This is a genomic window from Dissulfurirhabdus thermomarina, assembly GCF_012979235.1.
GTDB classification, from domain to species: domain Bacteria; phylum Desulfobacterota; class Dissulfuribacteria; order Dissulfuribacterales; family Dissulfurirhabdaceae; genus Dissulfurirhabdus; species Dissulfurirhabdus thermomarina.
Map to the genome: position 1 here is coordinate 298,092 of NZ_JAATWC010000001.1, position 11,909 is coordinate 310,000.

9 protein-coding genes and 1 rRNA gene (1 of these 10 only partly in view) are annotated in these 11,909 nt (G+C 71.0%); 3 read left to right on the forward strand and 7 right to left on the reverse strand.

What is annotated here, in order from left to right:
* Position 1 precedes the first annotated feature (1 nt).
* The 7 genes from HCU62_RS01405 to xerC all read right to left on the reverse strand — a co-directional run bounded on the left by HCU62_RS01405 (position 2) and on the right by xerC (position 7,608).
* Complete coding sequence (locus tag HCU62_RS01405; RefSeq protein WP_163298883.1) at positions 2–1,225, reverse strand: argininosuccinate synthase; 1,224 nt, start codon at positions 1,223–1,225, stop codon at positions 2–4.
* A 1-nt stretch (position 1,226) separates the two neighbouring features.
* Complete coding sequence (gene argF / locus HCU62_RS01410; RefSeq protein ID WP_169755430.1) at positions 1,227–2,192, reverse strand: ornithine carbamoyltransferase; 966 nt, start codon at positions 2,190–2,192, stop codon at positions 1,227–1,229.
* Positions 2,193–2,218: 26 nt separating this feature from the next.
* A complete protein-coding gene (locus HCU62_RS01415; RefSeq protein ID WP_163299985.1) occupies positions 2,219–3,400 on the reverse strand; it encodes an aspartate aminotransferase family protein in 1,182 nt (393 codons plus the stop codon).
* 124 nt (positions 3,401–3,524) lie between these two features.
* Positions 3,525–4,409 carry an acetylglutamate kinase gene (gene argB, locus HCU62_RS01420; RefSeq protein ID WP_163298017.1) on the reverse strand — a complete coding sequence of 295 codons (885 nt, stop codon included), beginning with the start codon at positions 4,407–4,409 and terminating at the stop codon, positions 3,525–3,527.
* 13 nt (positions 4,410–4,422) lie between these two features.
* Positions 4,423–5,772: an ATP-dependent protease ATPase subunit HslU gene (gene hslU / locus HCU62_RS01425; RefSeq protein WP_163298016.1), complete on the reverse strand. Its 1,350-nt coding sequence runs from the start codon at positions 5,770–5,772 to the stop codon at positions 4,423–4,425.
* Positions 5,769–6,329: an ATP-dependent protease subunit HslV gene (gene hslV, locus HCU62_RS01430; protein WP_163298015.1), complete on the reverse strand. Its 561-nt coding sequence runs from the start codon at positions 6,327–6,329 to the stop codon at positions 5,769–5,771. Before hslV ends, hslU begins: the two co-directional genes overlap by 4 nt.
* Positions 6,330–6,624: 295 nt before the next feature.
* Positions 6,625–7,608 (reverse strand): tyrosine recombinase XerC, encoded by a 984-nt coding sequence (xerC, locus tag HCU62_RS01435; RefSeq protein WP_163298014.1) that lies wholly within the window; start codon positions 7,606–7,608, stop codon positions 6,625–6,627.
* A gap of 151 nt (positions 7,609–7,759) precedes the next feature.
* Here xerC and dprA point away from each other — a divergent pair, with 151 nt between their 5' ends.
* The 3 genes from dprA to HCU62_RS01450 form a co-directional block, all read left to right on the forward strand.
* Positions 7,760–8,863, forward strand: coding sequence for a DNA-processing protein DprA (gene dprA, locus HCU62_RS01440; protein WP_246325168.1), 1,104 nt, complete (start codon positions 7,760–7,762; stop codon positions 8,861–8,863).
* A gap of 10 nt (positions 8,864–8,873) precedes the next feature.
* Positions 8,874–11,234, forward strand: a complete 2,361-nt coding sequence (gene topA, locus HCU62_RS01445) for a type I DNA topoisomerase (RefSeq protein WP_163298013.1) — start codon at positions 8,874–8,876, stop codon at positions 11,232–11,234.
* A gap of 249 nt (positions 11,235–11,483) precedes the next feature.
* Positions 11,484–11,909 (forward strand): 16S ribosomal RNA (locus tag HCU62_RS01450); it runs 1,144 nt beyond the window's last position.

Here is an 11,909-nt window from a genome sequence, read left to right on the forward strand (position 1 = left end):
CTCAGGCGCCCCGTACCAGGGACCGGATCTTGAGCCGGAGGCCCTGGAGGCGGATGAAACCCTCGGCGTCGGCCTGGCGGTAGACCTCGTCCGCCTCGAAGGTGGCGAACTCCGGCCGGTAGAGAGAGCGCTCGGCTTTGCGTCCCACCACGGTGCAGGTCCCCTTGTAGACCTTGAGGCGCACGGTGCCCGTGACGTCCGCCTGGGTCTCGTCCACCAGGCGCTGGAGCATCTCCCGCTCGGGGGAGAACCAGAAGCCGTTGTAGACGAGTTCCGAGTAGCGGGGGACGAGGCCCTCCCGGATGTGCATCACCTCGCGGTCGAGGGTGATGGACTCCAGTGCCATGTGGGCGGCGCGGAGCAGGGTGCCGCCGGGGGTCTCGTACACACCGCGGGACTTCATCCCCACGAAGCGGTTTTCCACGATGTCCACCCGGCCCACCCCGTGGGCCGCCCCGATGTCGTTGAGGCGGCCGAGGAGGGCCGCCGGGGTGAGGCGCTCGCCGTCCACCGCCACCGGGTCGCCCCGCTCGAAGTCGATCTCCACGTAGACCGGCCGGTCCGGGGCCTTCTCGGGGTTCACCGTCCAGGTGAACATGTCGTCGGGGGGCTCCGCCCACGGGTCCTCCAGGATGCCCCCCTCGTAGCTGATGTGGAGCAGGTTGGCGTCCATGCTGTAGGGCCTGGCCCGGGTGACGGGGACCGGGATCCCCCGCGACTCGGCGTAGGCGATGAGCCGCTCCCGGGCGTTGAGGTCCCATTCCCGCCAGGGGGCGATGATCTTGAGGTCCGGGGCCAGGGCCATGTACCCCAGTTCGAACCGGACCTGGTCGTTCCCCTTGCCGGTGGCCCCGTGGCTGACGGCGTCGGCGCCGGTCTCCCGGGCCACTCGGACCTGTTCCCGGGCGATGATGGGCCGGGCGATGGAGGTCCCGAGGAGGTAGGTTCCCTCGTAGATGGCGTTGGCCCGGAACATGGGGAAGACGAAGTCCCGGACGAACTCCTCCTTGAGGTCCCGGATGACCACGGCGTCGGCGCCGGTCTCCCAGGCCTTGCGTTCCACGGCGGCCCAGTCCTCCTTCTGGCCGATGTCGGCGGAGTAGGCCACCACGGGGCACTCGTAGGTCTCGGCGAGCCACTTCAGGATGACCGACGTGTCGAGGCCGCCGGAGTAGGCCAGCACGATCTTTTCCACCTTCGGGCGGAGGGGAGGGGAGGCGCTCACGTCAGACTCCTTCGGGGGATTCCCGGTGCAACCCCAGGGTCCACTCGAGGAGGGCCCGGTGGAGGTGCATCTTGTTCTCGGCCTGGTCCCACACCACCGAGCGGGGCCCCTCGAGGACCTCCTCGGTGATCTCCTCCCCCCGGTGGGCGGGAAGGCAGTGGAGGACCACGGCGTCGGCCTTGGCGCGGGACAGGGCCTCGGCGTTTACCTGGTAGGGGGCGAAGACCCGGCGGCGCTCCTCCGCCTCCGCCTCCTGGCCCATGCTGGCCCAGACGTCGGTGTTGACCACGTCCGCCCCCTCCAGGGCCTCGGCGGGGTCGGTGGTGAGCCGGATGGGGGCGCGGGCCTCCGCCTGGGCGCGGGCCAGGATCTCCGGGTCGGGGGCGTAGCCCTCGGGGCAGGCCAGGGTCAGGGCGAAGCCCAGGCGCGCGGCGGCCTGGATCCACGAGTGGGCCACGTTGTTCCCGTCGCCGAGCCACGCCACCTTGAGACCCTCGAGGGCGGTCCCCTTCGCCTCCATCACCGTCATGACGTCGGAGAGGGCCTGGCACGGGTGGTGCTGGTCGGTGAGGGCGTTGATCACCGGTATGGAGGCCCAGGCCGCCAGCTCTTCCACGATCTCCTGGCCGAAGGTGCGGACCGCCAGGACGTCCACGTAGCGGGAGAGCACCCGGGCCGTGTCCTTCAGGGGCTCGCCCCGGCGCAGCTGGAGGTCCCGGGCGGGGAGGAAGGAGCAGTTGCCGCCCAGATGGAACATGGCGGCCTCGAAGGAGACCCGGGTCCGGGTGGAGGGTTTTTCGAAGAGGAGCCCCAGGGTCCGGCCCACGGCCGGCCGGTGGGGACGGCCGGCCCGGTGGAGGGCCTTGAGGCGCAGGGCCCGGTCGAGGAGGGCCCGGATCTCGGCCTCGGCGAGGTCCGCCACTGCGAGGTAGTGTCGGGGGCGGGGGGGTGCGGGGTCGTGGTTCATGGCGTCGTCCGTGGGGTTGCGTGGGTTCACGGGGCGGCCCCCTGCGCGAGGACCTCCGAGAGGGCGGCGAGGAAGCCGTCGATGTCCCCCGGCTCGATGACCAGGGGCGGCACCAGCCGGAGGATGCGCTGGTGGCCGAGCAGCACCAGGTACCCCGCTTCGAGCAGGCGCAGGGCGAGGTCGGGCATGGGGCGTTCGAATTCCATGGCGAGCATGAGGCCGCGGCCGCGGACCTCCCGCACGAGGCCGGGGTGGGCGGCGGCGATGTCGCGGAGGCCGGTCTCCAGCCGGGCGCCCTTTTCCCGGACCGCTTCCAGGAAGCCCGGCGCCAGGACGGTCTCGAGCACCACCGCGGCGGCGGCGCAGGAGACGGGGTTTCCGCCGAAGGTGGAGGCATGACTCCCGGGCGGCAGATGCGCCATCACCTCGTCGCGGGCCAGGGTGGCCCCGATGGGGAACCCGTTGGCGAGGGCCTTGGCGAGGCAGAGGACGTCGGGCACCACGGGCGTCTGCTCGTAGGCGAAGAGGGTGCCCGTCCGGCCGATGCCGGCCTGGACCTCGTCGAAGACGAGGAGGGCGTCGTGCCGATCGCAGCAGGCCCGGGCGGCCTCGAGGAACTCGTCCGTGAGGGGGCGCACCCCGCCCTCGCCCTGGACGGGCTCCAGGAGCACGGCGGCGGTTTCGGGCCCCACGGCCCGTTCCAGGGCCGCCGGGTCGTCCGGCGGGACGTGGCGGAAGCCCGGGGGCAGGGGCTCGAAGCCCCGGCGGTAGATCTCCTGGCCGGTGGCCGCCACGGTGGCGAGCGTCCGGCCGTGAAAGGCGCCCTCGAGGCAGACGATCTCGTGCCGGTCGGGCCCGTGGCGGTCGTGGCCGTAGCGCCGGGCCAGCTTGATGGCCGCCTCCACGGACTCCGCCCCCGAGTTCGAGAAGAAGACCCGGTCGGCGAAGGAGTGGCGGGCCAGGATCCCGGCCACCCGCTCTTGCGGCTCCGTCCAGTAGAGGTTGGAGCAGTGGACCAGGGTGGCCGCCTGGACCTGGACGGCGGCGGTCACCGCCGGGTGGCAGTGGCCCAGGGCGCAGACGGCGATCCCGGCGGCAAGGTCCACGTAGGCGCGGCCGCGGTCGTCGAAGACCCGGCATCCTTCGCCCCGGACCAGGGTCACCGGGAACCGGTCGTAGGTGGCGGCGATGTGTCGGCCTTTTTCCATGGCATCCTCCGCCCCGTATCCCGGGCGGACCCGGTGACACGGGGGGAAAGAAATCAATGACCACGGGGGCGGGGCTTTGTCAAGGTCGAGGATGCCGCCGGGCCGGGAGGCGGGGCGGGAGGGGCTAGCCGCCGGGGACGATCTCGGTGCCCACCCCCCGGTCGGTGAAGAGCTCGAGGAGGATGGCGTGCTCCGTCCGGCCGTCCACGATGTGGGCCTTTTCGAGCCCCCGGTCCAGGGCCTTCAGGCAGGCCTTGAGCTTGGGGATCATGCCCCCCGTGGCGGTGCCGTCCCCGAGGGCCCGGCGGACCTCGGCGGCGGTCATGGTGGGGACCAGGCGGCCTTCCGGGTCGAGCACCCCTTCCACGTCGGTGAGGAGGATGAGCTTGGCCGCGGAGAGTTCCCCGGCCACGGCGCCGGCCACGAGGTCGGCGTTGATGTTGTAGGCCTGGCCGTCCGGGCCCACCCCCACGGGGGCGATCACCGGGATGAAGCCGGCCCCCTCGAGGGCCTGGAGGACCCGGGGGTTGACCCGGTGGACGCGGCCCACCCGGCCGATGTCGAGGATCTCCGGCGGGCGCTCGTCGCCGGCGTACTTGTAGATCTGCATCCGCTCGGCCTGGATGAGGTCGCCGTCCCGGCCGGAGAGCCCCACGGCCCGCCCCCCGTGCTGGTTCACGAGGCCCACGATCTCTTTGTTCACCGTGCCCACCAGCACCATCTCCACCACGCTCATGGTTTCGTCGTCGGTGACCCGCTGGCCCTCCACGAAGGTGGGCCGGATCCCCATGCGCTCCATGATGCGGCTGATCTGGGGCCCGCCGCCGTGGACCACCACGGGGTGGATCCCGACGTACTTCATGAGGATGACGTCCAGGGCGAAGTTCCGCTTGAGGTCCGGGTCCACCATGGCGTGGCCGCCGTACTTGATGACCACGGTCTTGCCGGCGAACTGCCGGATGTAGGGCAGCGCCTCCACCAGGATCTTGGCCTTGGAGAGTCCTTCCATGCGGCCTCCCGCGCTAGAGGATGAAGCGGCTGAGGTCTTCGTCGCCGGTGATGCCGCTCAGGCGCTCGCGGACGTAGGCGGCGGTGATGCGGATCTCCTGCGGGCCGATGTCGGGTGCCTCGAAGGAGATCTCCTCCGACAATTTCTCCATCACCGTGTGGAGCCGCCGCGCCCCGATGTTCTCGGTGTGCTCGTTCACCTCGAAGGCGATGCGGGCGATCTCCTCGATGGCCTCGGGATCGAAGCGGAGCCGGATCCCCTCGGTCTCGAGCAGGGCCTGGTACTGGGTGACCAGGGCGTTTTCGGGCTCGGTGAGGATCCGGGCGAAGTCTTCCCGGGTGAGGGCGTCGAGCTCCACCCGGATCGGGAACCGGCCCTGGAGCTCGGGGAGGAGGTCGGAGGGTTTCGCGAGATGGAAGGCCCCGCTGGCGATGAAGAGGATGTGGTCCGTGTGCACGGTGCCGTACTTGGTCTGGACGGCACAGCCTTCCACGATGGGGAGAAGATCCCGTTGGACCCCCTCGCGGGAGACGTCGGGGCCGGCGGCGCCGCCCCGGGCCGCCACCTTGTCGATCTCGTCCAGGAAGACGATGCCCGACTGCTCCACCCGGGCGATGGCCGTCTCGGTCACCTTCTCCATGTCGATGAGCTTGGCCGCCGCTTCCTGTTCGAGGATCTTGCGGGCCTCGGAGACCTTCACCTTCCGCCGCTTTCGCCGGCCGGGGAAGAGACTCGAGAGCATGTCCTGGAGGTTGCTCTGGATCTCTTCCATGCCCGCCACTCCCAGGACCTCCACCATGGGGGAGGTGGGGCGCTGGGAGACCTCGAGTTCCACCTCCCGGTCCTCGAGGCGGCCCTCCCGGAGCATGGCCCGGAAGCGCTCCCGGGTGGCGTCGGCGCCCTCCACGGGCGGGGGGCCGGAGGCCGGCAGCAGCAGGTCGAGGAGCTGGGATTCGGCCATCTCCGCGGCGCGGCTCTCCACCTTGGCCTCTTCCTCGGACTTCACCATGTCCACCGCCACGTGGGTGAGGTCCCGGATCATGGATTCCACGTCGCGTCCCACGTAGCCCACCTCGGTGAACTTGGTGGCCTCGACCTTGAGGAAGGGGGACTGGGAGAGGCGGGCCAGGCGCCGGGCGATCTCGGTCTTCCCCACGCCGGTGGGGCCGATCATGATGATGTTCTTGGGGGCGATCTCGTCCCGGAGCGGGGGCGGGACCTGCTGGCGGCGCCAGCGGTTGCGGAGGGCGATGGCCACGGATTTCTTGGCCTCCCGCTGGCCGATGATGTACTTGTCGAGTTCGGCCACGATCTGGCGCGGCGTCAGCGGCTGGAGGACCGGGCCGGGGATCTGGGGTTTCATTCGCTGCCTTCGGGGCCCTCGAGGGTCTCGAGGACGATGTTGTCGTTGGTGTAGATGCAGATGGAGGCGGCGATCCGCAGCGCCGCCTCGGCGATCTCGGGGGCGGCCAGGTCGCTGTGTGCGGCCAGCGCCCGGGCCGCCGCCAGGGCGTAGGGGCCGCCGGAGCCGATGGCGAGGATCTCGTCGTCGGGCTCGATGACGTCCCCCGATCCGGAGATGAGGAGCGATGTGTCGCGGTCGGCGGCGATCATGAGGGCCTCGAGCCGGCGCAGGACCTTGTCGGTGCGCCAGTCCTTGGCCAGTTCCACGGCGGCGCGGACGAGGTTGCCCTTGTACTGTTCGAGCTTCTCCTCCAGCCGGGCGAAGAGGGTGAAGGCGTCGGCCGTGGCCCCGGCGAAACCGGTGATCACCCGGCCGTGGTGGAGGCGGCGGATCTTCCTGGCCTGGTGCTTCACCACGGTCTCGCCCAGGGTCACCTGGCCGTCACCCGCCATGGCCAGGCGCCCCTTGTGCCGGACGGCCAGGACGGTGGTGCTGCGGGTCGGGGGTCTCTGCATGTCTCTCCCTTGAGGTACGGGGCGGTGCGGCGGGCGGCGTGGGCGCCTCCCGGCATCGCGGGTTCAGGTTTGATGGCGTTGCAAAAATGCGCGGGCCGCCGTGGTGCTTCGGATGTTCTCGTCATGGCGCCGTACCCAACAAGTACGCCTCATTCCTCGATGGCGTCGCGAGAATCACCCAGCGGGATTCAAGCCCTTTCTCCCTCCGCAGTCCCCGGCTACGCCTCGTTCTTCGCGGTGGTCGCGCCGTGCACCTGGCGATTCTGATTCCCTCAGGGGCCTTTTTACGAGGCCATCAGGTTTCGTCGTCGTCGGCGCTGCGTTCATCTATAGGCACGCCCGCCGGGGATTGCAAGGCGCGGCCGGCGGCCTGCCCGTTTTTTCCGGGGCCGCGGTGGGCCCGGGGGTGGGCCCGGTCGTAGGCCTCCATGAGCCGCTGGACGTCGAGGTGGGTGTACTTCTGGGTGGTGGCGAGGCTGGCGTGACCGAGCAGCTCCTGGATGGCCCGGAGATCCGCCCCGGATTCCAGCAGGTGGGTGGCCATGCTGTGGCGGAAGGTATGGGGGGTGGCCTCGACGGCGAGGCCCGACTCCCGCCGCCGGGCCGCCACCATCCGGGCCACGCTGCGGCGAGTGAGGCGGGTGCCGCGGCGGTTGAGGAAGAGGGCGGGCTCGTCGGGCCGCCGCAGGCGGGCGAGGACGGCCGCGCGTTCCGGCAGGTAGGCCTCCAAGGCCCGGCGGGCCTTTTCCCCGTAGGGGACCACGCGTTCCTTGTCGCCCTTTCCCCGGACCCGCACCATCTCCGGCGCGAGGGAGACGTCCCGGAGGTCGAGCCCCGTCAGCTCGCTCACCCGGATGCCCGCGCTGTAGAGGAGTTCCAGGATGGCCCGGTCCCGGGCCGCCGCGAAGCCCTCCACCCCCGGCCGGTCCAGGAGGGCGAAGGCCTCGTCCACGGAGAGGCAGGCGGGGAGACCCTTCGGCACGCGCGGGGCCCGGACGAGGAGGGTCGGGTTGGGGGCGCCCGTGCCGGCCCGGCCGAGGAAGCGGTAGAAGCTGCGGAGCGCGGCGAGTTTCCGGGCCAGGGTGGATCGGGCGCGGCGACGGGCGAGCCCCGCCAGCCAGGCCCGGATCTGTCGCGGGGGGACGTCGCGGGGGTCGCACGGCCGCCCGACGAAGGCGGCGAACTCGGCCAGGTCCCGCCGGTAGGCCGCCACGGTGTTGGGGGAGCAGCGGCGCTCGGCGCGCAGGTGGTCGAGGAACCGGCGGATGTGGTCGTCCATCTGTGCTGAGACTCCTGTCCCTATATACCACGGCGCCGCCGTGGCGTGTCCGGTCTCCTCCTCCCGCGGCTTGACAGGTCCGGCAGGGCATCCTACAAAAAGGGCCTTCGCCCCGGGGCAGCCGGCGGGGCGGCAGGAGGCCGAAGTCTTTTTGGAGATTCGAGACGGACAGGAACGGGCCCGGGCCTGGGTGGCGCTCCACCTCGTTCCCGGTGTGGGGCGGACCTCCATGCGCCGTCTCCTGGCCCACTTTGGCGGGCCGGAGGCCGTGCTTGCGGCCTCGGCGGCCGAGATCCGGGCGGTCCCCGGGCTGCGGGCCGGGGTGGCCGAGGCGGTGGCCCGGGGGGCCGACCCGGCGGCGGTGGACCGGGCCCTGGCGGCCCTCGATGCCGCGGGCGGATGGATCCTCCCGGCGGGGTCGCCCGGCTTTCCCGACTGCCTCCGGCAGATCCCCGATCCGCCCTGCCTCCTCTACGGCCGCGGGTCGGCGGCGGTCCTCGGCGCGCGGGCGGTGGCCGTGGTGGGCTCCCGGGAGGCCACCTCCTACGGCCGGAAGGTGGCCGGGGCCCTTGGCCGGGACCTGGCGGCCGCCGGCCTCACCGTGGTCTCCGGCTTCGCCCGGGGCATCGACACCGCGGCCCACACGGGGGCGCTCGCCGGGGGCGGGCCGACGGTGGCGGTCCTCGGCTGCGGGGTGGACGTCTGCTATCCCCGCGGCAACGCCGAGCTCCTCGAGCGGGTGGTGGCCGGCGGGGCCGTGATCTCGGAGTATCCCCCGGGCACGCCCCCGGACGCCCGGAACTTCCCTCCCCGCAACCGGATCATCAGCGGCCTTGCCCGGGCCGTGGTGGTGGTGGAGGCGAGCCGCAGGAGCGGGTCGCTCATCACGGCGGCCTGCGCCCTGGAGCAGGGCCGGGAGGTCCTTGCCGTGCCCGGGAGCGTCTTTTCCTACAAGAGCGGCGGGGCCCATTGGCTCATCAAGCAGGGGGCCCGGCTGGTGGAGGGGGCGGCGGACGTCCTGGAGGAGTTGGGGATCGCGGCCTCCGGGCCGACAAGGGAAGAAGACCGGGAGCCGCCGGCCCTGGAGGGGCCCGAGCGGCGCCTCTTCGAGGCGCTGGAACCCTATCCCCTCCACCTCGACGATCTCGCCGGGCGCTCGGGCCTGCCCGTGGCCCAGGCCAGCGGGCTCCTCCTCCAGCTGGCCCTGAAGGACCTGGTCCAGGTGCTGCCCGGCCAGCGATACCAGCGGAAGTGAGAGACGGCCCATGACGAGACGGAAGGCGGCCGAGGCCGCCACGGAGAAGGCGGAACGCGGGCGGCGGGCGAAGAAGGGACTCCTCGTGGTGGAGTCGCCCACCAAGGTCCGAACGCTCAAGCGGTTCCTGGGGGACGACTACGAGATCAAGGCCTCGGTGGGCCACGTGAAGGATCTGCCGCCCAAGCGGCTGGGGGTGGACGTGGCCGACGACTTCCGCCCCGAGTACGTGACGGTCCGGGGCAAGGGCCCCGTGCTCAAGGAGCTCAAGGCCGCGGCGGCCCGGGTGGAGGATGTCTTCCTGGCCCCGGATCCCGACCGGGAGGGCGAGGCCATCGCCTGGCACATCGCCGACGAGCTTCGTCGGGGGCGGCGGCCGCTGCGCTTCCACCGGGTGCTGTTCCACGAGCTCACGGAGCGGGCCGTCCGGGAGGCCCTCGCCCACCCCGGCGAACTCAACCGGGCGCGGTTCGAGTCGCAGCAGGCCCGGCGGATCCTGGACCGGCTGGTGGGGTACGAGATCTCGCCCCTCCTCTGGGAAAAGGTCCGGCGCGGGCTCTCGGCCGGCCGGGTACAGTCCGTGGCCGTCCGGATGATCTGCGACCGGGAGCGGGAGATCCGGGCCTTCGTGCCCGAGGAGTACTGGACCCTCACGGCCCGGCTGGAGGGGGCGGCCCCCCCGCCCTTCGAGGCCCGTCTCTTGGCCCGAAAGGGGAAGAAGGTCCGCGTCCCCGACGAGGCTACGGCCCGGCGGATCGCCGCCGAGCTGGAGCAGGCCGAGTACCGGGTGGCCAAGGTCGAGAAGAAGGAACGCCGGCAGCACGCTCCGCCGCCCTTCATCACCAGCACCCTCCAGCAGGAGGCGGCCCGCCGGCTGCGCTACCCCGCGCGCAAGACCATGATGCTCGCCCAGCGCCTCTACGAGGGGGTGGAGCTCGGCGTGGAGGGGCCGGTGGGCCTCATCACCTACATGCGCACCGATTCCACCCGGGTGGCCGCCGAGGCGGCCGCGGAGGCCCGGTCCTACATCGGGCGCGAGTTCGGGACGGACTTCGTCCCGCCCAAGCCCCCGGTCTACCGGCAGAGCAAGATGGCCCAGGGGGCCCACGAGGCCATTCGGCCCACCTCGGTGGCCCGGACGCCCCGCGAGATGGCAGCCTTCCTCGACCGCGACGCCCTCGCCCTCTACGAGCTCATCTGGAAGCGGTTCGTGGCCTCCCAGATGAGCCCGGCCGTCCTGGACCAGACCCGGGTCGACATCACCGCCGGGCCCTATCTCCTCCGGGCCACGGGGAGCGTGGTCCGTTTCCCCGGCTTTACCGTGCTCTACACGGAGGCGCGGGACGACAACGGCAAGGACGGCGAGGAGGGAGACCGACGGCTTCCGGAGGTCCGGGAGGGGGAGCGGCTCGCCCTGCGCGGCATCGATCCCCGCCAGCACTTCACCCAGCCGCCGCCCCGCTACACCGAGGCGAGTCTCATCAAGGCCCTGGAGGAGCGGGGTATCGGCCGGCCGAGCACCTATGCCACCATCCTCTCCACCATCCGCGACAAGGAGTACGTCCGCCTGGAGAACCGCCGCTTCTACCCGGAGGAACTCGGGTTCCTGGTGACGGATCTCCTGACCGAGCACTTTCCGGAGATCATGGACGTGAGCTTCACCGCGGCCATGGAACGGGACCTCGACAGCGTGGAGGAGGGGGAGACCTCTTGGCTGGACGTGCTTCGCCGGTTCTACGGACCCTTCTCCGAGCGCATGGCGGAGGCCCGCCGCCGGATGCGGTCGGTGAAGCGGGAGGGGATCGCCACGGACCTCGTCTGCGACAAATGCGGGGCCTCCATGGTGATCAAGTACGGCAAGAGCGGGGAGTTCCTGGCCTGCTCCGGCTACCCCGACTGCCGGAACACGGCCGACTTCACCCGGGACGAGCGGGGGGGGATCCAGGTCGTCCGACCCGAGGCCAAGGCCGTGGGAACCTGCGACAAGTGCGGCCGGCCCATGGTGCTCAAGAAGGGGCGGTTCGGGGAGTTCCTGGCCTGCTCCGGCTACCCGGACTGCGATTTCACCCGCCCGGTCTCCACCGGGGTCGCCTGCCCCGAGGAGGGATGTGACGGCGAGCTGGTCAAGCGCCGCAGCCGGCGGGGGAAGGATTTTTACGGGTGCAACCGGTTTCCGGCCTGCCGCTTCGCCATGTGGGACCCCCCGGTGGCAGGGACGTGCCCCCTCTGCGGGACGCGGGTCCTGGGGCTTTCCGTGGGCAAGGGCGGGGAGCGCGTGGTCCGGTGTCCGACCCGGGGCTGCCGTTACCGAAAGCGGGTGGAGGCGGATTCGGGCGGGGGCTTGCAATCCGGGGCCGATCCGGCTATATAGACCGGGCCGCGAGGGGCGGGGGAGACGCCCCGGGGGGCTTGACGAGCCGGCCCGGTGTTGCTAGTGTCTCCACCCTGCCGGCGGGTCCCGGCCTCCGGGCGGGGCTTGACAAATTCCGGCAGGGCAAATAGAGTATAAAGGGCTTTTAGCCCCTGGACTCTTTTCCCGATCTTTGAAAACTGAATAGTGACCGACGTGCAGGCCCGAGATCAATTCCGAGGGGGCTTCGGCTGCCCTCGATCCAGTTTTTAACTGGAGGGTTTGATCCTGGCTCAGAACGAACGCTGGCGGCGTGCCTAACACATGCAAGTCGCACGAGAAATTCCGCCTTCGGGTGGAAGAGTAAAGTGGCGCACGGGTGAGTAACGCGTAGGTAATCTACCCCTGGGTCCGGGATAACTCCGCGAAAGCGGGGCTAATACCGGATGACATCCCCGGAAGCGATTCCGGTGATCAAAGGTGGCCTCTCCATGGAAGCTGCTGCCCGGGGATGAGCCTGCGTCCCATTAGCTAGTTGGTGGGGTAATGGCCTACCAAGGCGACGATGGGTAGCTGGTCTGAGAGGATGGCCAGCCACACTGGAACTGGAACACGGTCCAGACTCCTACGGGAGGCAGCAGTGAGGAATATTGCGCAATGGGGGCAACCCTGACGCAGCGACGCCGCGTGGGTGAA

What these genes read in the sequence shown, in the direction of transcription:
- argF (WP_169755430.1), bottom strand. Translation starts at nt 2,192, where the DNA reads ATGAACCACGACCCCGCACCCCCCCGCCCCCGACACTACCTCGCAGTG.
- HCU62_RS01415 (WP_163299985.1), bottom strand. Translation starts at nt 3,400, where the DNA reads ATGGAAAAAGGCCGACACATCGCCGCCACCTACGACCGGTTCCCGGTG.
- argB (WP_163298017.1), bottom strand. Translation starts at nt 4,409, where the DNA reads ATGGAAGGACTCTCCAAGGCCAAGATCCTGGTGGAGGCGCTGCCCTAC.
- hslU (WP_163298016.1), bottom strand. Translation starts at nt 5,772, where the DNA reads ATGAAACCCCAGATCCCCGGCCCGGTCCTCCAGCCGCTGACGCCGCGC.
- hslV (WP_163298015.1), bottom strand. Translation starts at nt 6,329, where the DNA reads ATGCAGAGACCCCCGACCCGCAGCACCACCGTCCTGGCCGTCCGGCAC.
- xerC (WP_163298014.1), bottom strand. Translation starts at nt 7,608, where the DNA reads ATGGACGACCACATCCGCCGGTTCCTCGACCACCTGCGCGCCGAGCGC.
- topA (WP_163298013.1), top strand. Translation starts at nt 8,874, where the DNA reads ATGACGAGACGGAAGGCGGCCGAGGCCGCCACGGAGAAGGCGGAACGC.